We start from the raw sequence: 21,605 nt of genomic DNA on the forward strand, positions 1-21,605 counted from the left end.
TCAGAGCTCGTTTCGGAAGTTTTGCCGGATTGCTTTGCCCGAGCCTTGTCAGCATCAGCCTGGCTTCCGATGGTATCTCTTGGCTCATTGCTTGTTCTCACTACACCATCGGTCTGAGTTTGAGCTTTAGCCTGTTCCTGGGCTCTTGCTTTGGCTTCCTCTGTTCCGGCTGCCACAACAGGACCACTCAGAACAATACCAGGATTTTCAGCATCAGCTTCTACCAGGAATCCATCTTTAATTCGGGCAAAGGTTTCAGCTCCATATGCTTCCGGCAATGGCTTGGCTTGTTCTCCGGCTAATGACCATCCTGTTTCCAGGTCAACATATTGCGTATCCGGGTCTTTCAGACGATATATTTTACCTGTTCCACCGTTTGCAAATGCCTCTAATTCTGCAACGGCTTTTTTCTCGCTTTCCGGCAGTTTCGCTAGGATTTCTTCCGGCAATTGTCCTTGTCCTTGTGCCTGTCCACTAGCTTTACTGCTAGCAGACTTAGCACTCGATTGAGTTTTCTTTTCAGCCATTTCAAACCCTCCTTAATTATTTTCATTGTTACTCCTAACATTAATTTGAGCATTAAATCTAATAATTTGTTAATTCGAGTATTAAATCTAATGCTCATGTTAATACTAATATTAAAATTAATATTAATTATCGTGCTTGGTCTAATGTGATAACTAAACGAGCCTCAGTTTCAAACGGAACAAATTCCGAAATTTCTGTGCCGTAGCTTCCTTCAACCTGGGTCTTAACATTTCGCTCGGATTCTACTCCAAAGGCTTTACCGACATAACGGACTAATGCTGCAGCCGTATCAACCAGGATAATCCGGTTGTCCGGAACCTCACCACTAATGAATGGAGCAGCGTTAATAACGTTCGGGAAATTACCGTTTCTAATGTCATCCTGGAATAACAGGGCTCCATTATCACGAATTTCTGCCCAAGTTGTCGCAGTTGCTAGATTCATAATGGCTACATTCGGAGTGAAACCGTAAGTGTCCTCCATAAATGCACTCGCATAGAACATATCCGTTAAGGCTAATGTTCCGGCAGTTGCTACACCCAGGGTCGGAGCTGCATCGGTTCCGTCTGTAAAATATCCATTCAGTAAACGCTCAACGGCAACATCCTCATAAGAACGGCCTAACTGTCTGCCCAGGCGTTGGAACCAAAGGCTAACGAGGTCAATGTTGGCACGTTTTGCTTCATCGGTCCATTCAATACCACGACCACGCTTGTGCATTTTGATAGAGTTATCGCCAAGTTTGATGGTTCCAACCGGAATTGGAGCCCCTTGACCAATATCCCTTAAATCGTAATCATCCGTGTCCGGATCTTCGAGATAATACCAGGCTTGTGTGAATTGGTCACTATCAATCGAACGAGCAACAAGTCGCTGCCAATTTGACTGTCTTTCAAAACCAATTCTCAAACCATCCTCCACAATCGCATTGAACAATGGAGCCGTACCATCGTTATCCAATAAAGCACGGACTTGAATTTGCCCAACACGGTCATATCCTAGTGCATTAACAATTTCTTTCATCGAAACGTTATTCTCTACTAAATAACGCTTGAAGGCTGAGGAAGAATTTTTCTCACTTGCCTCTTTACCAAAACGGTCTGTCATAAAGGAACGCATTTTTGAGCCTAAATCAAGCTCGATTTCCTGCTTGTTCCGGTTAAATAGCTTTAATGCTTTACCCATTATTCTCTCACCTTCCTCAAATAAAGTTATGGCATTGCAACTTCAACATAGCTTCGAGCCGTATCTACATAAAGGACAAAACTTCCATTGGCTGCCGCAGCTGTCCGAACGGTATCATCCCCGGCACTTTCAATGGATGCTCCAATTGCCGGAGCCGTACCGGAATAAGTGAATTTATCTACACGGCTATATCCGTAAACGTGAACACCCAACGGAGTTAAACCATCACTTACCGGGTGTTTTGCTTTCATTACAATGGCTGCTCCAGCCGGGGCTTTTGCTGCCTGGTATGGTCCGGTTGTGGCAAAAACTAATAAATCATCAGCCTCAACAGGGTTTGCTGCACTTGCAGTTGGAACTGTCACAGTCAAGGACAGTCCATAGGAATCTGGTACAACTCCACCAACTCTTGCCATTTTCATTCACTCCTTATTAGTCAAAAATATTTTCATCAATCGGTTTTACCGGGTTGGAACGAACTTCTTTTGGATCCTCGCCATCCAAATCATCGGGAGCAGTTTGCCGACCGGGTGTGAAACGCTCCAATGCTTGTTTTTCGTAAGAGTCAATTTCACCCTTAATAAATTCCATATCATTCACACGGACAAGCATTTGCTTGTATTGCTCGGCATTAAATTTTTCTCCCTGAGCTTTTACCCTTGCAGCTACCGCCTGGTCAATCAAATCCACCATATAGGTACGGCCCATTTCAGCCTCAGATTTCAATTGCTTGATACCATCCACGGAGCATTGTTCACCCAATTCATTACGAATTGCAATGTCATCCGGCTGACGGAATGTTTCACCCTCTGCTGATAACACCTCATATAATCGGGCTTTTTCAATTTTGCCTTCTTGCAAGGCTTGTCTAATTTGAGCTAACAAATCCATTCGATTTCCCTCCTTTTTGGGCATAAAAATAGAACGTTTCCCATCGTCTAATCGCACCTGGAATTTACGTTCTAACATTACAATATTTTCTCTTGATAATTCTCCTTGCTCTACAAAGGCTCTAGCCTTGTCGATATAGGCTCCTGGCGTTGCTCCGTTATACACTGTTGACACTTCTCGCAATCGACCGTCTACGACCCAGGAGAAGCTCATACGACCGTGTTCATCCTCTAGTCCTGGAATATGTGGACATTCCCAATCGAAAATATCCCTTCCGCAACTAGAACAACGATACCAGGTCTTGTTTCCCCCAAAACCGACACTCATATCTTTAATGATACCTCCACGAATCGCACGGATCGTATCATTTGTTGGCACACCGTTAATCGTTAAATCTCGTAACACATACCAATGACCACGGACAGAATTGGCATTATCCGTTTCGGATGATTCCAGGAACTCCGCATCGTAGGAACGACCATATGGATTTTTGTAAATGTCGTGCCCTTCTTGCAAAGGAATACCACCTTGCAAATCTTCCACATAGTTTCTCAGCGTTGTTACCGGGTCCATCCTGGTTAAATAAGCATCCATTCTGTCATTGGAGCAAATACCGGAGAAGGTGAATACATCCTCTTTCGTCAAAGGGTCTAAGCTATGACGATTGATTCTGCTCATGACTGCTTCCCATTGGTCATCAGCAATTGGCTCGGCAGTAACTCGAACCGGAACGTAAATGTTCGCCTCAGTCACTTTTTCACCCCCTTTCAGTTAATATTAACATTAAAATTAATATTAAAACCTATCATGTTTCTCTAATTCCTTTTCAAACGTCTCCGTAAATTCCCTAACCATTTCGGGGCTAAAACCAAATTCATTTCTCAGCACTTTAACGGACAATTTCACGAACAGAATAGCATTTTGCTCTCGCTCGTATTTCATTTTGTGCTTATAAATGGTGTACAATTTTTCCCCCGGATGATGTAACGGATTCATTACCAATCCTCTCCCTCTAGTATCCGTTTATACCAACACCTACACATAATCACGTTTGAGGCAGTAGCCCCTAAACTTGTATCCCCTGGAAAAAGTAATGACTCCAATTCTCCGGAGCCATTTGCGACTCGAAACGGCTTATCAACCGCAACAGTCTGACCGTCTGCTTTTCGGTGCCCATCCCGAGTACGGTCTTGTTGAGCTGCCATCCATGTTTTAGCGACAACCATGCCACTCTGAATGTCAGCAAAATACTGCCCACTTCTTCCGGCAGAAATAATTTCAGTTCTTGCAATGGTTTCAGCCCGGCTTGGAGAAAACGAATACGCATCCTCCAGGGCTCTAGCAGCTTTCGGAATTGTGAATTTCCCATCTGCTACCACATCCCACAAGGTCATGATTACATCCCTGTCGGTTGCTCCCTGGATTAATTCAGCCTCTCTCCTGGCTCGATTGCTCAACCACCTTAATAGCCGTTCATCCTTAGCATTAAAATCAATCTGTGTTGTGAGCTCTACCAAAGCAGCCTCCCCCGCTAAAATGGCAGCCTGTAAAATCCAATCCTGTCCTAATTCATCCCACAAACTCATTTGTTCCTCGGAATCAGTAAGGATTTCAGCTCTTACCCAACTCTCAAAATCCGCATCGGGTTCATCGGCTCGGGTCATGGCATTATAGAGAATCCTGGTCGGAATTGGAGAAGAATTTCGCAACCGTACAAGATACTTGTCCAATTGGCTATCCATTAATTTCTTGAACGCTCGTTTGGAGCGAACAGTCAATTTTCCCAGGTCATCAGCCCATGGATCTCCGGTGCTCACTATAAATTCATCGGGTTCATCGGCTCTCGACTTTTTTTTTAAGCGTAAAATTCGTTGAGCTTCATCATTGTTTGCATTATCATCCTGGTTGTTATCAGTAGTACCACCAATCGGACTAACCACAACAGGAGCTTCCGGCTCTGCTACGGCATTATGCCCCACCATTTCCATAGCAGCTTCATCATTGGTAATCCAACCTTCTTTACGCTGCATAATCTTCGTTTCCGTTTCAGTCTTTTCAGCATTAGCCTCAGCTTGTCTATCGGACACACGGAGCTGATTAAATTCGAGATTGGCTTGAAGTTGTCTGCCATTGACCTGCAATACCACGTTATATGCTTTTTCCAGGATACGCTTCAATGCCCTCTGAATGCTTTCAATCCCGGCAACATATATTTGCCATTGGACTGTACCATGCGTTTCAGTCGTTCCCTCATTACGCCCTAGCAATATCGGCAACTGTTTCAAGGCTGTCACGACTTGCTGATTAATAATGTCAATGACTCCCTGGGCTGACATAGACACGTTCTTATTGGCACCAACGGACTTAATTTCAATGGAGCTCGTATGGTAAAAATCATCATCCGGCTCCAATTCCTCCATCTGCTTCTGAACATCGGTAATATAGCTCGTCACATACCGTTGGACTTCTTCGGGGCTACTGTTTTTGATATGGTCCGGAAGGTTTTCCATAATCGCTTCCTCCACAATGCTAATATCAAAACGGTCATAGCCCTGGTGATGGATGACTTTCTGCAAATCCTTCAGCACTTGAATTTGGAAAAAGATAATTTGCAAGATTGGCAGAATAGGAGAACGCCCATGAGGGTCTGAAATGTCCGGGTCAATCGGATAATAGAATACCGTTTCCGGATTCAAAACCTTATACTGTCCATCCCATTGCACTTGCACTAATTCAATTACGCCTGTTTCCTTGTTCCTTACAAAGTCTAAGGTACTCGGGTCCACGGCATGAAAATCGACAATATCAGAAATATCCTCGGTCAGCTCAACCTCTAGGGCAATGGCTCCCTGGGTAAATGCCGTCAATAGCAAAACGTTTATAAGCTGATCTAATCCTCCACCATACAGTTTCCCTACTCTTGGGGCATAACTGTTCAATAAATCAGTTGTCGCTTTTTCGGGTCTGCCGTTTGGAGTCACGGCTTCCAACGTATGTCCACTATTCGCAAGTCTGAGGAAATTCCATATTGCCATTGAAGCATCGGGGTTCAAGTCACGGATAATTTTCAGATTTTCCATAACTTCTTTAGTCCGGTAATCTTTTCTCTTGATTAAACCCTCATACCAAAACCATTGCTGCTCCCATTTATTGCTCGTCTGTTTCCCATCCCTGGGCAAAGCTCTAACGGCACTCATAACAGACTTACTCACAACATTCCGGAGCTCTGCATTCGATTTCTTAAAAAATTTATCCCAAAATGCCACCATTTCACCTCCTTGCTGAACCTACAACAAAATGAGTAGGGTAATGGTATGTGAAACCTTAATTAATTTGCTCATACTGCTTCATACAAACACTATGATTCTCGGGTTTCGAGCCAGCGCACCGCTACGGCTGCCACATGAATTAATTCCTCTGTGATATTGCTATCTTCTTGCAAGGCTTTGGCTACCTCTCCCACTTCTTCCATAAGAACGGCTAACAGGTGAGGCTCTGAATGTACGTTTGGGTGGAGTTCTTCTTGTCGTTCACGCTCGGCTGCAATGGCAAATAGAATTTCGTATAATTCCAATAGAACATTCCTCCTATTTTAGGATTCCATCGTAATACTTGTTCATGAGCTTCCACCCAAACAGTTGTTTTACCCTGGCTTTCCATATGCTAGTGGTTTTGATTTCCATGCCTTTTTTTCGTAAGCAGTACCAGGTATGAAATACACCCCTTCTCAACGCCTCACCTCCTTTAATTTTAACATTATTTCTGACATTAAAATTAATATTAATATTAGAATTAACCTCGTTTCACTCCGGCAACTCTTGGAGGAACTGCATATTTCCGTTCTCTTGCCTCAACTAATTTCGAGAAGGCTCCACTCACAGAATCCACCTGGTCATCGTGCGAACCGAATGGAAATGTCGTGATTTCATCCAGGAATGTATTAATCCACGGCCCACGAACAAGAAAAATATTTCCATGTTCAGCAGCAGACGAAACCGGATTGGCTCGTACTTCCTTACTTCCGGTGGTCGCATGACCATAGAATGCAAATCCTAACAATACTTTCCGGGCATAATAATCAATCGTATTTTTACCGGAGCTCCCTGGCTCTTGCTCCATGTATATCGGAACCTCTCGACCATCGAGCATAGCCGTTTGATGGATTAATTCCTCTACGCCTTTCGGAGATAAACGGTCACGCCTAATATCAAGAATCCAATATTGTCCGTCTTTCTCTAGCATTTTACATCCAGCAGTCCAATCGGGGTCTTTACCTTCTTTTGGTTCAGTTGCAGCCAAATCCCAATAACGGACTATTCTGCCGTCTTTCGGATAATCCTCTACAACTTTAAACCAATGCCTCTTAAATTTATTTCCTTCCGGCAGTACATCCCAATCACCGTTTCGCAATTGAGCTCTTGTTACCGGATCTAATTCCATTAACGATTGCTCATATTCATAAGTGTCCAAGTGAGGGTTATCTTCCAAACTTGCCGGAACAAAGATTCTTCCCTTTTCCGGACCCTCTACTAAATATCGTTGTCGAACCCATTCATGCCCTCTGCCCCCTGGGTTGGAAGCGACTCGGGCTCGTAATGGAACCCTGGAACCACTTAGCCTTCTCAAACGTGAGAACAGGTATCGGTATTGGCTTTCCTCGAATTGAGTCAGCTCGTCAAATCCTACAAATTGATATTCGGAACCTTGATAATTATATTTATCGTTCTCGGTTGCCAGATATGCAAAGGTCAAAGTCGCTCCACTCGGAAAATGCCAGGTCTTGTTATTTTCACTCCATTTGGCATCGGTTGTATCTAGCCAACTATGAGCCCTGTCCATCAAGGCTCCTGGTAACGCTAAATCCTTATACGTTCTACGGAAAATAATCGCTGCATATTGTGGAACCTTCACATATTGCAAGGCAGCCATTAACAGGGCATCCGATTTTCCCCCTCCGGCAGCTCCACCATATAACGCTTCTTTCTCCTGGCACAATAAAAACTCAGCCTGTTTTACGGTCGGATCATGAGGAATATACTCATTTTCAAATATCGTCACCCTCATCAACGCTTTTTGATATTCCTCGCTCAGCAAGTTTCTTGTAAACGTCTGCGTATTGGTCGATTCGTTGGAAGATATTATACTCATGTTTTTCGTTCACCTCTCCGCTATGATTCACCTCCGCTATATCCGTACTTTCGCCACGGCTTAATCGTTCTATTTTAACGGCTTCTGTAAACCATCGAATTAAATCAGATGGAGATAACTCTTTCGGGTCTAACCCATTCAGCCGTTCTATGACTTTTCCCTGGAACATGGTTGCAGCCTGGGCATGGCGTTTCACCATTTCCCTACGCTTTTTCTCATTCTCCAAAATGGCTTTCCTGTCCATTTCATCATCGAATGCCTGGGCACGTTCAACCCACTCATATTTCGAGCTCCAACGCCCAAGTAACGCCACAGATTTGTTCAACTTCTGTGCAACTTCTCTAATACTCCTGGTAATGCCTAAATCACGATAGGTTGCAAACGCCTCAAATGCCTTTTGGCTCTCTCCTTCTTGCCGTTCATATACGGCTTTTTTCATGTATTCAGATAATCGGCAGCCAGGTACTCGATTAACTGCCATTTATTTTTCACATCAATATCGCCCTCGTTCATCATTTTTTCAACGGCTCTATTGATAACGGCAGCACTCTCAGCCGGAACATTATCCGTGCCAAATATCGAGCTCAACGGTGCCCATCCTTTATGAGCAGCTTCACCATTTTCATCAAGCCACCCATTTTTTAAATCTTCCTGGTGTCGTTCAAATATGTCCATAATCAGCATTAAGGAGGTCGCTCCATTATGAATATTGTAGGCAGTTTGCACTTTTGCTTGGGCATCTAGCAATCTATCATATTCCCTCATACTCACGGCTACGGAATCACTTGTGAGAAAATCTCGAGCTTTTTCAAATACTCTTACCATTTCCTCAGCTTCATCCGGTAAAAATAAAAAGGTCAACATGAGGTAATCTAACTGTGCCTCTGTTAAACCTTCTACGGTGACTTTATCCAATTGCTCTAATTGCTTATCATCGAGCCCGGCATAATATTTCATATCCAGGTCTTGAATTTCGTTATACAACTCAGCCAGGATAAACGGATCATCTTCTCCACTTATCGAATTATGGCTCAATTGGATAGAAATTTGCTCGTCTTTGGTTAATGGTTCATCGGTGTACAGTACCGGAATTTCGGTTAGTCCTGCTGCAATGGCAGCCTTTGAACGGTGATTCCCACTCAGTACCTTGTATTTCCCATTCTCTTGCAGATAACAGAATGGCAGTTGCGAAATAGCTCCATCACGTTTAATGTTGTTCACCAGGTTCTGAAATGTTTCATTTCTCATAAATCGGGCGTTCTTTTCCAGGAACTCCAATTCTTCCACCGGAATGACGGCCAATTTAAAACTACCAGGTAACGCTTGATTAATTCGGTTTATACTGTGACTTTCCTGTGCTTGTTGTTCCACCATTTCATCGCCTCCTTTAATGTCCATTTTCCTGTATCAGCTCCATAATTCAATCGAGCCGGGTCTTTTTTGCGACTCTCTAATTCAAATATACCCCGATATTTCATACTTACCGGCTTCTCCGTAAAGGCTGTTGTGCTCATATGCCTCATTCTCTGATTAAATGCCTGTTCAATAAGTAGCTTCACTTCTTTGGTAATGGCAGTTGCCAGGATTAATTTACTCAGCCTCTTATATTTCACCGGGCGTATAACAAAATCACTCATGAGATACGCTTCATTTTTTCCGTAATTCGATTTCGATAAGCCAATGGCACCAATCAGCTTCCCATCTACCAACACGCCTAAATTTAGCCCGGCAGATGCCGGAGCAATGCCAGGATTGAGATATAAGCTCCTTAGCGTATTCATTTGTGCCTGGGTGATTTTCGTCACGGACAATCTGCTTTCGTCTGTGATTTCATCCTTTTCTGTAAATCTCGGTATTTTCAGTATCTCAGTTTTCTGCCGGGGCATAGTGATCCGCTTCGGAGCTTTGTTTGCATATACCGTCAATGGCTTGGAACGTAAGCTCGTTTGAATTTTCCCTACCTCATAACCTTCTAAGCCAGGTATCGGTTCATCCCTCGCCATCATCCAAAACTGTTTTTCTTTAACGGCTTCCACCATCACGGCTAATCGGTCCTGGTCAAACATTTCATACTCCGGCTCTTGCCATTGAAAAACTTCCATCAAGGCAGAATATAACTTCTCATAGCCTCCGGTGTATGTAGGTGGAAATGAAATAAATCCGGCTTCTCTTGGAGCCATGTGAGCCCACTCGACCACATCCCCACACCAAAAACCGGACATTTTCAAATCATCAATTCCCTTTTTCACTTTAACTAATGTTTCCGCATGAAGCCTTTCCCATTGGTCTTTATAGGCTTTTCGCCTTCTCACGAAAAACTGTTCATTCCGATGATAGCCGTCAAGCATAGTCGTACAGAGCAAAATCGTGGCAATTCTATCTGGCCCCTGTTCCATATAGGGCTCCAACCATTTATATTCCTCTGCCTGGACACTCATTTCATCCGGCACTCCGGCTAAATAATTCCCGATTGTGCATGTGTAAATGGAAACGTCATTCCCGTGCAAGTTTAGCCCCCTGTCTTTCAGAATGCGTTCAATGGTGAAATTCCCGGAGCAACCAATATAAATGTCCTCCGTATCCCAGGACTTCGTAACTTCCGAAACCAATGCTCGTAAATCTTGATTGATACTCCCGACAAACATTAGCTCAACCTCCCTTCCAATTCTTTTATTCGCTTTTCCGCAGCTCTCAGCTTATGCTCCAATGCCAGGATGGTTTTATCCTTTTCCTCGTTTTTGTAATCACATGCTAAATGAGCTATCCTCTCATACCGGGAAAACACAAATATTTCATCCTCCCAAATCAAATCCTTGCAGTAAGGACATTCCCCTAATATGCAGCCACTCGCCACGCTCTCACTCCTTCGGTAAAAAAAAGAAGGCTGATGCCTTCACTAAGTTTTCATTCTTCATCCCATTCCGGACACGGCTCAACATTTGTAATGCTAGGCTCTGCCGGAAAACCAAATCCTCGGTCAATCACTTGCTGAATAGCTCCGTCTATGATGTCCTCATTATTAGTTGCATTGCTTCTATGGAAAACAGTTACCTCAATATCGCCAAAATCAAAAAGCACTCTGAACATCATGGTGTATTTCCTCCGTCACTTTATAGGTTGCAATAATATCAATGTCGTTTACTCTCAAATGACTTTTCAGTTTTTCATAGGCTTCCAGTTGTGTCGGACCCTCGGACAGATACACTTTCTGTCCAGGAGCCAGGAAAACATATTTATTCATTTTCATATTTTGGTTCCTCTACTTTGCCTTTTCCATCACATTCCGGGCATACATCCCAATTCACATCGGGCTCTCCATCCGGAAAATACCCTGTCACTTGTTGCATACCGCCTTTTCCATTACATCGGTAACACTTGCTCATGCTGTCCTCTCCTTGTACGGTACATAGATTTTGTAAAAAAAAACTTCAATCGCTCTATCAACCTCTTTCTCTATGTCCTTGCCTAGTTGTCTATAAAAATCCTCATGGACAATACACTCATAGCCTAATTTCATTTGCTTTCGTTCTTCTTCGGTTATGCCAATACGGAACTCAGAAGCTAATCTGAGTGCCGCTTTATAATTCAAGTCCTTCCAATATTCACAAGCCAGGTCGGTTTTCTTTTTCAATCAAGCTCACCCTTTCTTAGAAGCTCGAATAAATCCGGCTCTCTTTCATATCGGACCGGAGGTGTTTTTACTTCCTCCTTCACCTCTGCTTTCGCCTTCCGCTTTTTCCCTTTGTTCGCTTCGCAACATTCTTTATATGGGAAACTTTCTTCACGCTCTAATCCCCACTCACATACCTCAATGCCAAGCTCCGTTTCCAACCATTCTGCAACGGCTCGTCTATGGCACCAATCATTGAATTTTTCATAGCATAGCAACACCGCATTATCCGGCAGCTCGTCATATATTTTCTTCGCATCCAATTTTGATAGTTTTGCGAAAAACGCTTTGTCGTAATCTTCACGGTCCATTTTCATCATTGCCCACGTTGGAGCCAATCTTAAATCATTTGGACCATTAAACCATTTATTTTTCCCAACGCTGATTCCGACTGGAACCATGTTAGACGGTAGATTCTTAACGTTTGCATAATAAGAAGTGTAGATTTTTTTCATTTCAATGCCCCTTTTATGATTAAAGTTGTTCTACAATTTTCCAAAATTCATCTTTTGTCATGCCGTTGAACTCGTTCATTTTTTGATAGATTTCGTTCAAAGACTTGGCATATTCTGTCGCTGATGCCTCGCCTTTTTCCACTTGCTCTTTTGCTCTTTTAATAAATGAAAGTAGTAATCTGTCCATTTTTTCTGCTCCCTTCTTAGTTGTTAATATTAAAATTAACATTAGAATTAATGTATATATTAATCCTAACATTATACCTACCTACGTATATAGGTGGTTCCTGGCAACTCCCTTAGAAGTCGCCACGGTCTTTTAAGCTATAAAATTCATCGTCACCAACAATGATATGGTCGATTAATTCAATGCCCATCAATTTTCCGGCTTCCGCTAATCTCCGAGTAACTTGAATGTCCTCCTGGCTTCGGAAACTATCTCCGGATGGATGATTATGAAAAACCATTATGCTTGTCGCACCCTTCAATAACGCCTGTTTGAATACATCCCTCGGAGTTACAATGCTAGAATTAACGGAACCTTTATGGATAATCTCGCAGCCTAGCACTCTCATTTTGGTATTCAATGAAATAACCCCGAATACTTCCTGGGTTTCTCTATTAGCTTGGGTTAATTCAATAATCGTGTCATAAGCTCTTTCTGGACTGTTACACGCTTCCGGAATGTGATAATATCCGGCTTCCTCTTTTTCTCTTACTACTTTCTCAAACTTTACATATCTAGCAGTCGGATACTTTTCCTTATTTGTTTGCATAATAAATACACCCTCCACAGTGTCGTTATCGGTCCAGGAGTAGTCAATTCCTGGCCGTTGATATAATTGATTACTTGCTTTGTTTTAACGCTTTACTGATGATTTGCATGGCTAATGAAGTGTTCGCTCTCGCATAACCATTTTCTACTGATCCATAATAAGTTGCTCCGGTTACAGTATCGGTTACTTTCACTTTATTGCCTTCCTGGTTTTCTAGTTGGTATCTCATGTTGTCACCTCGTTTTCTGAATATTTAATTAACTTATATATATATCCTAACATTTTACCTACCTATTGCAATAAGACTAGCAATAAAATTAATGGTAATATTAACCCTAGAATTAATGTTAAAACTAATGTTCATACGCAAAATTAGGTGGGTAATGGTATTACTTTCTTGTTTTAATTTGCTTGTACTGCTTCATACAAACACTCATTTTTGATATAATTGAGAACGGAGCCCGGTTTGCTAGTCACAAACTTGTATGCCTTTCTTCTCCAAGTTAGGCTGCTCCGCTACATACCCTATACCGGGTTATTTTTTTTGCCCAAAAAGAAAATAGCCCTCAATAAATGAAGGCTATTCTTGGATGGAGGGGGTATTTAATCCACGAACAAAAAGGCTGTAATCAATCGCAACATCAAAAATCTTAAAAAAGCAGTAGGTGTGATCTTCACTATTCAATTGTCAAGGACCATTATTGTGAGTAATGGAGCGAATGGAAGGAATCGAACCTCCGTTGTTAGGTTGGAAGCCTAGCGTGTTACCACTACACCACATTCGCATATAGGAGCCGTGCTCCCAGGACAGAACACGGCTCGGAACTCTAACAAGGGGCATTGTTGGAGTCACCAGGTAAAGGATTTCTTATTTACCATAGTAACACCCCAAATTAACAGAAAACTCTAAACTTACTCTAAGAAAACTCTAAATGTCACAAATAGCTCGTAAACTATGAGCCAACTTGTCCAGGATTTTATTCCGAATATGGAAGATGGTACTCTCTCCATACCCCAGCATCATAGCCATTTTTCGTGCTGAGAAATTGCTGAAATAACGGTACTCCACGAATTTCTGTTCTTCTTCTTCTAGTCCTTCGATGGCTGAATCAATGCAATCCACAATTAACTGGTACTGCTCCATCTGTTCATACAGATCTAATGCACGTTTCGACTCAATCCGGTCAATTGCATATTTTTCAGTCGGAGATTTAATGACGAATGTTCCAACACTACCCTCTAGCACATCAAAGGAAACGGTGATATTCGGCATAATACTGTCCAATTGCAGTTTCAGATTTTTAATGCCGATTTTATACTGATGGTAGTTTTTCAAGTGCGACTCAATTTTCCGCTGCCTTCTCTTATTTGCGTTGTTCACTTGTGTTCCTTTACCCATCTTCTCGCCCCTTTATAAAACTTTTTTTAACGTTGGATTTTTTTTCTCCCTTTCTAGCACTCTGATAAAATCTAATGGAGCTCTACCAGGTACGACAATGCAGCAATTTATCTGAATCCAATCATAGGGAATGCTCTTTCTTCCACCTTCTTTGGCAGCTTCCCACCATTCAAATACCTGGTCATGCCATATCAGATACACTTCTCCTAATTTTGCAAACTCTACAAGGAAAAAGGACAAACCGCCCTGTTCCTGGTGATGCCTTAAATAGTCAACCTGGTGCTGCTTAATATTTTTCAAGTCGAACCGCTTCCGTTCCCTGGTCGATTTCGCCTCAAACGCTACGGATCTACCGTGCCAAACTCCTTCAAAATCGACTGAGCTCTTTTCTTCCGGATGGGCTCGGATGACTTTATAATTCCGTTTGTCATATGTCACGCTCCACGGAGTCGGTATCTTGTGCATTAACGCAATACCCATATACTTATAATATTCGCACGATTTTTTCAGCATTTCCTCGAAAGATTGACCACTCATTCTTCGACCCCCCAACGTTCGATACAAGCCTTTATATGCTCTCTTGAAATACCAGGAAATTTATTAGCAATTTGCCCGATGGTCAAGCCTTGTTTTTTGTACTTCATATACTGCTCTTTCGTAATTCGCTTCCATAACCTTTTCTTTGAAGCACTCAATGGCATTTTCGGAGGATACTTTTCCCGGTATGCTGCCAATTCTTCCGGTGTCATTTGCCAGGTTGTCACTTTTGATAAATAATCATGCTCACCCATTCAATCACTCCCTAGTCGCATATATGAAATTTCGCAAATCTTGTGTTATGGGAACCACATTTTTGCATTCCCAACATTCATAATTCAGGATTTTATCGACTTGCCTTTCAACTTCTCTCGGTAATGCAGTCGGAGCTTTGCATGAGCTACACAAAACTATGACTCTATTGTTTTTAGTGGAACGCATTTTTATCACTCCTTATACCAAAAAGGACCCGAATAATCGGGCCCAATGGTTTAGTCAAAGAAACCGTTGAACTCGCTTATTTCATCATCCTGTTTATTTCCAGGAAGAAAATCGGGCTTTTCAACAAACTCTGCTTCAATCGGTTCTTCTTGTTGTTTTTTCTTCTGTGATGACATTTCTAACTGAATGAATTTTCTCAATGCCACAACCTCTTGCAGTTGCAGCTCCTTCTCATTTTTACCTTTAAAATATTTCTTCATGGTGGCAAAAATCACATCATCCGGAACGTTGCTCTCAATCTCGCTCCAAAGCTCCTGCAATTTTACTTCCTCGGATACCGTTTCTTCTTCGTTAATTTGGATGACTTTCGGCTTCTCCTGGTACGACTCAATGGTATCAACAGGACTCGCTTGTACTTCATCCTCTGTTAAGTCAATGCCGTACTGCTCTTTCGCAACCCGTTTGAGCATATGCTTCTTGAACATATCGGCAAACCAGGTATTCCACATATTAGCGTTTCGACCTTTCTTCATATGCTCGACCTCAGCCACATCCATTAAGAGAATTTTATCCTCAAAATCCTCATGCCGAGCTATGCAATAACCGCCAATAATTCGACCTCTCGGAAAACCAATCTCATGCTGAATGATTTTTTTCGTTGCCAGGTCAATTTTAAAATCATCGTTCTCATGTACCATTTGAGCATCAATGCCCTTGAAGCCCTTCGACTTTCTTGCCAGGTACAGAACACCCTCAGAAGATATTTGAATGCTGAGTTGTCTGCCGTTTCTACCGTCATATACCATACAATGAATATGGTTCAAGAATGGATTTAACCCGGTATTCACGCACGTTTGGACAAACAACCCAAATTCTTCATCGTTGGTACCCCGAGCAATGGTAGCCCGGAGCGTATCTAATTCTTTCCTGGTAAAATTCCCTACAAATTTTTCGTTATAAATCGCTTTTACTTCGGCTTTTCTCTCTGCTGCTTCACTCATGCTAGTGTGCCTCCTTCAATTTTCAGCTTGTTATTTTTAACGGTAGCAATAATCGCCTGTCCTGGTGCAACCTTCAGATTCAATATACTCTCAGCGTTATCAATGAACGTTGGACCTTCCACACCGGACTCATTCTGCAATACATAAATCAGCTCGATTCCGGCATTGATACGTTCAGCCGTACTCAATTTTCCGTATGGCTTCCCATCCATTTCAATCTCAAACGTTTGCTTGATACTGTCATTCTTCTGTTGCTCAAACAGTTTCACGGATAATTTGTCAAACAACGCATTCACTTTGCTCACCATTAACGATGCTTTCACATCCACAAATTCTTTAATGGCTTCCAAAATGCTCTGTGACTCCAAACGCTCTCTACGGATCTGCTCGTATTCTTCCTCTGCTTTTTTAATTTCCTGGCTCAATTCTGAAATTCGATGACTGTCCAGGAGAATATGACGGTACTTTTCAATCTCTTGCGTTTTATGAGCAATGTCGATTCGTTCTCCTGGTTTACCAATTTCCTCACGGAGCTTTTTCATTTCTTCAAGTTCAAGTACCAGGTCTTTCCCTTCCATTTTCACGGAGTGAATACGCTCCTGGTGCTTTTGCTTTACTGATTCTTTAGCGTTATAATCCAACGGCTGTCCACACTCATTACAATTCTCTTGCAATGGCATATCCTGTAATTTGTCAATGAGCTCTTTTTTCTTCATAATCTGTTCACGGATAAACTTCTCTTTCATATCGAGCTCATGGAGTTTCCTCTCCTGTTTCTCAATACCGCTATTCACTTTCATATCCTGTGAAATCTCTGTTTCCAACGCTAACATTTTTGCCTTTATATCCTTTAAATCCACGGCTCCGTCACCAAGCGACTTCTCATATTGCTCTTTCAAAGTCGTAACCCGAGCCCCGGCTCTCTCAATTTCCTTATCTCTTTTCTTAAATCGGTCTTTATGCAGCTTGTCCAATTCATTCAGTGAGTGCTTTTTCAACGGTTCCTCTAATTGGACTTTGCCCACATTCGTCATGCTTTCAAAAACCTCTTTATTCAACGGCTCCGATACATAACGCAACAACTGAGCTCGTTGCTCTTTCCAATGCTGACTCGAAAAATAACCAGGATTGAAGATTGATAGAAACAGATTCTTATCAAACAACGACTCTATCAATTCCTTAAACTCGGTTGCCTTTGTCGGAACGTCATTCACATAGAACATATTCTTTCCGTTCTCGATGGCTCGTTTCAGCTTTATTTCCTTTTCATCCACTTTCAGCAAAACCGTTGTACTAATCTCACCCTCATGTTCATATAATGGAGTAGGGTCTAACGTATTGCCGAACGTGTCTGTTCCGTACAGGTTCCAGGTGATGGCTTCACCAATGGAGGATTTGCCTTCACCGTTCTTGCCGGAAACCTTCACCATTTCATCAAACTCTGCTTTGAAATTTCTGTGCCCCTTGAAATTACACATTTCAAGCTCTTGAATAAAGATTTTCATATTTCCTCCCCGGTGCCGTATTGTCTAAGTACGGCAATTTATGATAGAATTTGTCATGTTATTTATTAACTATGCCCTGGAAAAAGTGTTCATTGCCCGATGAATGCTTTTTCTGTTTTATATAGTATTTTTGGAGCTCCATGCTTTCAGCCCAACCTTGATAATGCTTGTTATGACAAGCCCGATTGTCGCATAACCAAGTATCTTCCCATATTTGGCTCTCATGAGGTTCATCCTCCTTTAACATTCTCTGTCTACAAACGCTGCAGCAAACTTCTTCGTCTAATTCTCCTGGCTCGAACAGATCCGCAAAATAATCATCGTTCATTGTCCGATTTCTCCAAAGACTATCAAGAACCATAGGATTTTCTATATCTTCTCTCAATCTCATTCAGTTTTCTCTCCCACCTGTCTAAATTCTGAAAATAGGCCTTAATTAATCGTTTCTTTTTCTCAAAAGCTGTCATTTCCTTCCATTGTGTTGTGGAGGTCAACATTCTATCTCACCCCCTTTAAATGTTGAGTTTCGCAACATTTACCACAAAAAAATTTGCTCATGTCGAATTGAAAATACGTTGCAATCCTCAAAGCCACACTACCCGATGGATTCCGTTCTCCGGTTTCTATCTGATTGTAGTAGCTTCTTGATATACCAACCTTTTTCGCAACTTCCTCCTGGGTTAATCCCATGAGTTGTCGGTCACGAATTAACCATTCTCTTTTCATTTCCTTCCCCTCTTTGTTTGCGTTTTGCAACATTTTGTATATCTTTATTATAGTTGAGAAACTCAACAATGTAAACAATAAAGGGCTTGCAGAACCCTTTTTTTTTAGAGAAATAATGGAATTTGTTTGAGTTTGTCAGCAAAAAACAACTATACAATTTGAGCTTTTAGACATAAAATAAAATTAGATTAGAGTAAAAGTGTTGATTTACTCAAACAACTTTGGGGAATATACAAATATAAATTCCTTCGGACTATGGAAGGATTTTTTTAAACAGGTAAATAACGGAAACCAGGACCATTGGGGCATATGGTCAAACTAAAACCAGGTGAGGTTAGAAAATGGAATACACTAAAAAGAAATTTGGACAACGCCTTAAAGAATTACGAAATAAACGAGGCGTAAACATGGCGTATGTTGCTGACCGTGTTGGCGTTGCCAGGTCTACATATGCCGGATACGAAACCCAGGAACGCTTTCCACCAATTGAAGTCTTGGCCGGAATTGCTGAGGTTTTAGGAACAAGCACGGATTATCTTATCGGGCTAACAGTTAATCCGGAGCCAAAAGAAGTTCCTAAAAACGTAGACGAATATCTGACTTCTGTTGAAAAATTGAATTGGAACGGAGTACCTTTGTCCAATGATGACCTAAAACCACTCCGAGATTTATTCGAGATCGTGGTCAAAGACCGACTTCCTAAAATGATGGAAGAAGATAAGGCTGAAAACGACAAATAAAAAAACGGCTGCATTCCGGCAGTCGTTTATTTTTGTTCTTATATAAATGGTACATCTATATACTTTAAAAACGGCAAAATCGCAGTAGGAAGGCACAAACTTTTCATCGTTGTGAAATAATTTATGGCTTCTTTTATTTTTCGCTCTCTATCGAATTTTTGACAACCCTTCGTATTTACGGAAATAAAGACTTCAATATATCGGAGCTTTCCGTTATCGTGTACCGGAACGAATAGATTTTCGGTTGTAATATATTTCCCTTCCGGATTGATGAACCGGACAACCACTTTCTTTGCCTTGTGATTTTCAAACACCTTTTTCAGAACGGCTCTTAATTTATCCTTATCATCCGGATGGCAGATTTCATAAAAACTCTCGCCCATTAAATCAGATGGATTATATCCGAAAACTTCCTCAACAGGTTCCTCCGCATAATACAATTGCCCATCACCGGAAACAATATACTTCCAGCTTGTAACGTTCATGTTTTTCCATTTCTCCTGGAGCACGGTAAACACGTTTTCCATATCCATGATACGCTCATGAATTTCTTCCTGGAATTTACGTGCTTCTTCCGGTTCCAAAACCGGGTCGTGACAACGCATAGCCGTCAATGTACCGATTGCCTCACCATCTATATGGATTGGATAAGAAGTAACCCCTTGTATATGATACTTCTTAAACACATTTCTTAACCCATCCTCAGAAATCGGGTCATCCGGTGCATTATTCGTATGAACAATTTCATTCAATATGATGGCTCTGCCACATGGACACTTAAACGGATCTATCAAATATCCGTCTACCACTCGAACATATTCATCCGGTACATGAGGTCCGGATAAATGAATGAGCTTCCCGATGATACCAGGACTCTTATAATCAAAATCTATAAAGTTAACGGCACAAAAAACCTCCATACCCTTTTCCTTATACATATGTTCAATAATTAAACAAATTATTTTCGCTTCGAGCTTCATATCAAAATAGACTTTCTCCTGTTTGGAGATAGCACCCATTAAACAAAGTTTTTGGAAGGCTAATGTTTCTTTTCCCTCAAATGCCAACAGTTCTGGAGCAATCTGCTTAATAAACTCGTTTATCTCCTTTTTATAACGCTGCCGTTGCAAGACGTTCACAAGTTTCATGGTAAAGTCCTCCCCCCATAGCCATTCCTTTAATTGTAAAGGAGTCTAACAAGCCTGGCAACACATTCCCAGGAACAGACATTCTGTATGTACAAAAAAGGCAGCCCGACCAGGACTGCCTTTTTCTTTATGCCAACGCTTTAACTTGTGTGATGGCTTCTAATTCAATTTGTTCATTCTTCTTTTCAATGGCTTTCCCGATAGCAAACACATCGAGCAATGCCCAAATTCCCAAACCACCTAATGTCAATGTCATTGCCACTCCCATACCTACATTTCCGGCATAGTAACGATGTCCACCAATTGCTCCTGTGAACCACCATAAAGCATAAGCCACACCTTTTGATTTTTCTTTTCTGTTCACTTCTGCCTGCACCATTGCTAATTGCTCTGCTGATAAATCTCTTTTCATTAGTAAGTTATTCATGTTGTCATTTCTCCTTAGTTGTAATATTAGTTTTAATGTTAATGCTAAACCTAATGCTAGAATTAATATTTTTCTCCATAGCCTGGATGGTTCCAATCATCCAGGCATTCTTGATATTCCTTTTCACAATCCTTCGAGCAAAACGGATCTTCGTGTTCATGCCATTTACCGCACATCACGCAACGCCTTTCGGTCATTCGGCATCCCACTTTAACCCAAGAATATAATCAGCCGCTTTTTGAGCCTGGGCTCCGGCTTTTACTACCATCGTCTTGTCATCCTTTAATACTCGCAACCAGGACTGAATATAAGCTGCCGTATTATCAATGGTGATGGTTTCAATTCCACTAATGCCACAAAGCATTGCAGCTCCCATTTCAGCGACCAATTCTTCTTTGGAATAATCCTCACTACCGAATTTGATTGTTCCGGTAATGCCTTCTCTATTTAAACGGCTCTTATGACCAGTGCCGTGCACCAACTCGTGAAAAAACGTACAGTAAAATTCCTCAGCCTTCTCAAAATCCTTCAATGGTGGAACATTAACCAAGTCCAAAAATGGCTTGTACCAGGCACCACTACGTTCAAATTTATAAGTCGGAGCATTCATATATCCATGAACAATTTCCTCAGCCTTCGCAATCGGATCATGCTCAAACGATTCAGCAGCTCTCTTACTTTGGAGCCCTTCAACCTGTGTATTTATTTCAAAGACTCTATAATAACGGAGCATTGGGATTTTCTCGACTTCTCCGTTTTCTTCCTTTTCAAGCCACTTCCAAAATACTACGATTCGTGACTTCTCACCTTTTTTGACCTTTCCTCCGGCCTCAGTGATTTGCTTAAAAGTCGCGTACTCTCCTTCCGGTAATAGCATTACGTTAATACCACGGTACGCTTTTTGAGTTTTCCAGGAAACGGCTCCACCGTTTTTCCAGGGCTTACGCCACGGCACGGTTCCGGATTCCAATTGCTCAATGATTTGGTCTGTGACCATTTCGTAAATGTTCATATTCTTGCTCATGTAA

At 41.7% G+C, this 21,605-nt stretch carries 30 protein-coding genes and 1 tRNA gene; 1 reads left to right on the plus strand and 30 read right to left on the minus strand.

What is annotated here, in order from left to right:
• The 26 genes from RBB45_RS24090 to RBB45_RS24215 form a co-directional block, all read right to left on the minus strand.
• The coding region (locus RBB45_RS24090; protein WP_306010479.1) for a hypothetical protein at nucleotides 1–527 on the minus strand (527 nt) is incomplete at its 3' end.
• A gap of 127 nt (nucleotides 528–654) precedes the next feature.
• A complete protein-coding gene (locus RBB45_RS24095; protein ID WP_306010480.1) occupies nucleotides 655–1,713 on the minus strand; it encodes a phage major capsid protein in 1,059 nt (352 codons plus the stop codon).
• Nucleotides 1,714–1,739: 26 nt separating this feature from the next.
• Nucleotides 1,740–2,129: a hypothetical protein gene (locus tag RBB45_RS24100; protein ID WP_306010481.1), complete on the minus strand. Its 390-nt coding sequence runs from the start codon at nucleotides 2,127–2,129 to the stop codon at nucleotides 1,740–1,742.
• A 16-nt stretch (nucleotides 2,130–2,145) separates the two neighbouring features.
• Nucleotides 2,146–3,357, minus strand: coding sequence for a hypothetical protein (locus RBB45_RS24105; RefSeq protein WP_306010482.1), 1,212 nt, complete (start codon nucleotides 3,355–3,357; stop codon nucleotides 2,146–2,148).
• A 242-nt stretch (nucleotides 3,358–3,599) separates the two neighbouring features.
• Nucleotides 3,600–5,873: a phage minor head protein gene (locus RBB45_RS24110; RefSeq protein ID WP_306010483.1), complete on the minus strand. Its 2,274-nt coding sequence runs from the start codon at nucleotides 5,871–5,873 to the stop codon at nucleotides 3,600–3,602.
• Between the two features lie 89 nt (nucleotides 5,874–5,962).
• The gene (locus RBB45_RS24115) at nucleotides 5,963–6,178 is read right to left on the minus strand and encodes a nucleoside triphosphate pyrophosphohydrolase family protein (protein ID WP_306010484.1); all 216 of its coding nucleotides are present in this window, start codon (nucleotides 6,176–6,178) and stop codon (nucleotides 5,963–5,965) included.
• A gap of 218 nt (nucleotides 6,179–6,396) precedes the next feature.
• On the minus strand, nucleotides 6,397–7,752 hold the full coding sequence (gene terL, locus RBB45_RS24120) for a phage terminase large subunit (protein ID WP_306010485.1): 1,356 nt from the start codon (nucleotides 7,750–7,752) through the stop codon (nucleotides 6,397–6,399).
• Complete coding sequence (locus RBB45_RS24125; RefSeq protein WP_306010486.1) at nucleotides 7,649–8,233, minus strand: hypothetical protein; 585 nt, start codon at nucleotides 8,231–8,233, stop codon at nucleotides 7,649–7,651. The genes terL and RBB45_RS24125 overlap by 104 nt, the downstream gene beginning before the upstream one ends.
• Complete coding sequence (locus RBB45_RS24130) at nucleotides 8,188–9,126, minus strand: ParB/RepB/Spo0J family partition protein (protein WP_306010487.1); 939 nt, start codon at nucleotides 9,124–9,126, stop codon at nucleotides 8,188–8,190. Before RBB45_RS24130 ends, RBB45_RS24125 begins: the two co-directional genes overlap by 46 nt.
• Nucleotides 9,090–10,397 (minus strand): putative antirestriction adenine methyltransferase, encoded by a 1,308-nt coding sequence (locus RBB45_RS24135; RefSeq protein ID WP_306010488.1) that lies wholly within the window; start codon nucleotides 10,395–10,397, stop codon nucleotides 9,090–9,092. Before RBB45_RS24135 ends, RBB45_RS24130 begins: the two co-directional genes overlap by 37 nt.
• Before the next feature lie 259 nt (nucleotides 10,398–10,656).
• Nucleotides 10,657–10,842 carry a hypothetical protein gene (locus RBB45_RS24140; protein ID WP_306010489.1) on the minus strand — a complete coding sequence of 62 codons (186 nt, stop codon included), beginning with the start codon at nucleotides 10,840–10,842 and terminating at the stop codon, nucleotides 10,657–10,659.
• On the minus strand, nucleotides 10,820–10,999 hold the full coding sequence (locus RBB45_RS24145; protein ID WP_306010490.1) for a hypothetical protein: 180 nt from the start codon (nucleotides 10,997–10,999) through the stop codon (nucleotides 10,820–10,822). Before RBB45_RS24145 ends, RBB45_RS24140 begins: the two co-directional genes overlap by 23 nt.
• Nucleotides 10,986–11,135, minus strand: coding sequence for a hypothetical protein (locus tag RBB45_RS24150; protein ID WP_306010491.1), 150 nt, complete (start codon nucleotides 11,133–11,135; stop codon nucleotides 10,986–10,988). The genes RBB45_RS24145 and RBB45_RS24150 overlap by 14 nt, the downstream gene beginning before the upstream one ends.
• Complete coding sequence (locus RBB45_RS24155) at nucleotides 11,132–11,383, minus strand: hypothetical protein (RefSeq protein ID WP_306010492.1); 252 nt, start codon at nucleotides 11,381–11,383, stop codon at nucleotides 11,132–11,134. Before RBB45_RS24155 ends, RBB45_RS24150 begins: the two co-directional genes overlap by 4 nt.
• A complete protein-coding gene (locus tag RBB45_RS24160) occupies nucleotides 11,380–11,877 on the minus strand; it encodes a hypothetical protein (RefSeq protein ID WP_306010493.1) in 498 nt (165 codons plus the stop codon). Before RBB45_RS24160 ends, RBB45_RS24155 begins: the two co-directional genes overlap by 4 nt.
• 19 nt (nucleotides 11,878–11,896) lie before the next feature.
• The gene (locus RBB45_RS24165) at nucleotides 11,897–12,064 is read right to left on the minus strand and encodes a hypothetical protein (RefSeq protein WP_306010494.1); all 168 of its coding nucleotides are present in this window, start codon (nucleotides 12,062–12,064) and stop codon (nucleotides 11,897–11,899) included.
• A gap of 112 nt (nucleotides 12,065–12,176) precedes the next feature.
• Nucleotides 12,177–12,653, minus strand: a complete 477-nt coding sequence (locus RBB45_RS24170) for a JAB domain-containing protein (RefSeq protein ID WP_306010495.1) — start codon at nucleotides 12,651–12,653, stop codon at nucleotides 12,177–12,179.
• A gap of 70 nt (nucleotides 12,654–12,723) precedes the next feature.
• Nucleotides 12,724–12,882: a hypothetical protein gene (locus RBB45_RS24175; RefSeq protein WP_306010496.1), complete on the minus strand. Its 159-nt coding sequence runs from the start codon at nucleotides 12,880–12,882 to the stop codon at nucleotides 12,724–12,726.
• Nucleotides 12,883–13,364: 482 nt separating this feature from the next.
• A tRNA-Gly gene (locus RBB45_RS24180) sits at nucleotides 13,365–13,438 on the minus strand.
• A 143-nt stretch (nucleotides 13,439–13,581) separates the two neighbouring features.
• Entirely contained in the window at nucleotides 13,582–14,034 is a 453-nt protein-coding gene (locus tag RBB45_RS24185) for a sigma-70 family RNA polymerase sigma factor (protein ID WP_306010497.1), read from the minus strand.
• A 30-nt stretch (nucleotides 14,035–14,064) separates the two neighbouring features.
• The gene (locus RBB45_RS24190; protein ID WP_306010498.1) at nucleotides 14,065–14,589 is read right to left on the minus strand and encodes a Holliday junction resolvase RecU; all 525 of its coding nucleotides are present in this window, start codon (nucleotides 14,587–14,589) and stop codon (nucleotides 14,065–14,067) included.
• Nucleotides 14,586–14,843: a DUF433 domain-containing protein gene (locus tag RBB45_RS24195; protein ID WP_306010499.1), complete on the minus strand. Its 258-nt coding sequence runs from the start codon at nucleotides 14,841–14,843 to the stop codon at nucleotides 14,586–14,588. The genes RBB45_RS24190 and RBB45_RS24195 overlap by 4 nt, the downstream gene beginning before the upstream one ends.
• A gap of 237 nt (nucleotides 14,844–15,080) precedes the next feature.
• On the minus strand, nucleotides 15,081–16,031 hold the full coding sequence (locus tag RBB45_RS24200) for a RecT family recombinase (RefSeq protein WP_306010500.1): 951 nt from the start codon (nucleotides 16,029–16,031) through the stop codon (nucleotides 15,081–15,083).
• Nucleotides 16,028–17,536, minus strand: coding sequence for an AAA family ATPase (locus RBB45_RS24205; RefSeq protein WP_306010501.1), 1,509 nt, complete (start codon nucleotides 17,534–17,536; stop codon nucleotides 16,028–16,030). Before RBB45_RS24205 ends, RBB45_RS24200 begins: the two co-directional genes overlap by 4 nt.
• A 58-nt stretch (nucleotides 17,537–17,594) precedes the next feature.
• Nucleotides 17,595–17,927, minus strand: coding sequence for a hypothetical protein (locus tag RBB45_RS24210; RefSeq protein WP_306010502.1), 333 nt, complete (start codon nucleotides 17,925–17,927; stop codon nucleotides 17,595–17,597).
• A gap of 107 nt (nucleotides 17,928–18,034) precedes the next feature.
• Nucleotides 18,035–18,262, minus strand: coding sequence for a helix-turn-helix transcriptional regulator (locus tag RBB45_RS24215; RefSeq protein WP_306010503.1), 228 nt, complete (start codon nucleotides 18,260–18,262; stop codon nucleotides 18,035–18,037).
• Nucleotides 18,263–18,603: 341 nt separating this feature from the next.
• On the opposite strand from RBB45_RS24215, the gene RBB45_RS24220 reads away from it, so the two are divergent.
• On the plus strand, nucleotides 18,604–19,002 hold the full coding sequence (locus RBB45_RS24220; protein ID WP_306010504.1) for a helix-turn-helix domain-containing protein: 399 nt from the start codon (nucleotides 18,604–18,606) through the stop codon (nucleotides 19,000–19,002).
• A gap of 38 nt (nucleotides 19,003–19,040) precedes the next feature.
• Here the strand turns inward: RBB45_RS24220 and RBB45_RS24225 are convergent, their stop codons facing one another.
• The 4 genes from RBB45_RS24225 to RBB45_RS24240 all read right to left on the minus strand — a co-directional run bounded on the left by RBB45_RS24225 (nucleotide 19,041) and on the right by RBB45_RS24240 (nucleotide 21,601).
• Nucleotides 19,041–20,150, minus strand: a complete 1,110-nt coding sequence (locus RBB45_RS24225; RefSeq protein ID WP_306010505.1) for a PAS domain-containing protein — start codon at nucleotides 20,148–20,150, stop codon at nucleotides 19,041–19,043.
• Nucleotides 20,151–20,277: 127 nt separating this feature from the next.
• A complete protein-coding gene (locus RBB45_RS24230; RefSeq protein WP_306010506.1) occupies nucleotides 20,278–20,577 on the minus strand; it encodes a TM2 domain-containing protein in 300 nt (99 codons plus the stop codon).
• 62 nt (nucleotides 20,578–20,639) lie between these two features.
• The gene (locus RBB45_RS24235) at nucleotides 20,640–20,774 is read right to left on the minus strand and encodes a hypothetical protein (protein ID WP_306010507.1); all 135 of its coding nucleotides are present in this window, start codon (nucleotides 20,772–20,774) and stop codon (nucleotides 20,640–20,642) included.
• Nucleotides 20,771–21,601, minus strand: a complete 831-nt coding sequence (locus RBB45_RS24240; RefSeq protein WP_306010508.1) for an ArdC family protein — start codon at nucleotides 21,599–21,601, stop codon at nucleotides 20,771–20,773. Before RBB45_RS24240 ends, RBB45_RS24235 begins: the two co-directional genes overlap by 4 nt.
• Nucleotides 21,602–21,605: the final 4 nt, after the last annotated feature.

Source organism: Bacillus sp. MMSF_3328 (assembly GCF_030733525.1).
GTDB lineage: Bacteria > Bacillota > Bacilli > Bacillales > Cytobacillaceae > Bacillus_AB > Bacillus_AB infantis.

Bases quoted from the DNA above. Each gene is read 5' to 3' on its own strand.
- RBB45_RS24095 (WP_306010480.1), bottom strand. From the start codon at position 1,713: ATGGGTAAAGCATTAAAGCTATTTAACCGGAACAAGCAGGAAATCGAG.
- RBB45_RS24100 (WP_306010481.1), bottom strand. From the start codon at position 2,129: ATGGCAAGAGTTGGTGGAGTTGTACCAGATTCCTATGGACTGTCCTTG.
- RBB45_RS24110 (WP_306010483.1), bottom strand. From the start codon at position 5,873: ATGGTGGCATTTTGGGATAAATTTTTTAAGAAATCGAATGCAGAGCTC.
- terL (WP_306010485.1), bottom strand. From the start codon at position 7,752: ATGAGTATAATATCTTCCAACGAATCGACCAATACGCAGACGTTTACA.
- RBB45_RS24125 (WP_306010486.1), bottom strand. From the start codon at position 8,233: ATGGCAGTTAATCGAGTACCTGGCTGCCGATTATCTGAATACATGAAA.
- RBB45_RS24130 (WP_306010487.1), bottom strand. From the start codon at position 9,126: ATGGTGGAACAACAAGCACAGGAAAGTCACAGTATAAACCGAATTAAT.
- RBB45_RS24135 (WP_306010488.1), bottom strand. From the start codon at position 10,397: ATGTTTGTCGGGAGTATCAATCAAGATTTACGAGCATTGGTTTCGGAA.
- RBB45_RS24140 (WP_306010489.1), bottom strand. From the start codon at position 10,842: ATGATGTTCAGAGTGCTTTTTGATTTTGGCGATATTGAGGTAACTGTT.
- RBB45_RS24145 (WP_306010490.1), bottom strand. From the start codon at position 10,999: ATGAAAATGAATAAATATGTTTTCCTGGCTCCTGGACAGAAAGTGTAT.
- RBB45_RS24150 (WP_306010491.1), bottom strand. From the start codon at position 11,135: ATGAGCAAGTGTTACCGATGTAATGGAAAAGGCGGTATGCAACAAGTG.
- RBB45_RS24160 (WP_306010493.1), bottom strand. From the start codon at position 11,877: ATGAAAAAAATCTACACTTCTTATTATGCAAACGTTAAGAATCTACCG.
- RBB45_RS24165 (WP_306010494.1), bottom strand. From the start codon at position 12,064: ATGGACAGATTACTACTTTCATTTATTAAAAGAGCAAAAGAGCAAGTG.
- RBB45_RS24170 (WP_306010495.1), bottom strand. From the start codon at position 12,653: ATGCAAACAAATAAGGAAAAGTATCCGACTGCTAGATATGTAAAGTTT.
- RBB45_RS24175 (WP_306010496.1), bottom strand. From the start codon at position 12,882: ATGAGATACCAACTAGAAAACCAGGAAGGCAATAAAGTGAAAGTAACC.
- RBB45_RS24190 (WP_306010498.1), bottom strand. From the start codon at position 14,589: ATGAGTGGTCAATCTTTCGAGGAAATGCTGAAAAAATCGTGCGAATAT.
- RBB45_RS24195 (WP_306010499.1), bottom strand. From the start codon at position 14,843: ATGGGTGAGCATGATTATTTATCAAAAGTGACAACCTGGCAAATGACA.
- RBB45_RS24200 (WP_306010500.1), bottom strand. From the start codon at position 16,031: ATGAGTGAAGCAGCAGAGAGAAAAGCCGAAGTAAAAGCGATTTATAAC.
- RBB45_RS24205 (WP_306010501.1), bottom strand. From the start codon at position 17,536: ATGAAAATCTTTATTCAAGAGCTTGAAATGTGTAATTTCAAGGGGCAC.
- RBB45_RS24210 (WP_306010502.1), bottom strand. From the start codon at position 17,927: ATGAGATTGAGAGAAGATATAGAAAATCCTATGGTTCTTGATAGTCTT.
- RBB45_RS24215 (WP_306010503.1), bottom strand. From the start codon at position 18,262: ATGAAAAGAGAATGGTTAATTCGTGACCGACAACTCATGGGATTAACC.
- RBB45_RS24220 (WP_306010504.1), top strand. From the start codon at position 18,604: ATGGAATACACTAAAAAGAAATTTGGACAACGCCTTAAAGAATTACGA.
- RBB45_RS24225 (WP_306010505.1), bottom strand. From the start codon at position 20,150: ATGAAACTTGTGAACGTCTTGCAACGGCAGCGTTATAAAAAGGAGATA.
- RBB45_RS24230 (WP_306010506.1), bottom strand. From the start codon at position 20,577: ATGAATAACTTACTAATGAAAAGAGATTTATCAGCAGAGCAATTAGCA.
- RBB45_RS24235 (WP_306010507.1), bottom strand. From the start codon at position 20,774: ATGACCGAAAGGCGTTGCGTGATGTGCGGTAAATGGCATGAACACGAA.
- RBB45_RS24240 (WP_306010508.1), bottom strand. From the start codon at position 21,601: ATGAGCAAGAATATGAACATTTACGAAATGGTCACAGACCAAATCATT.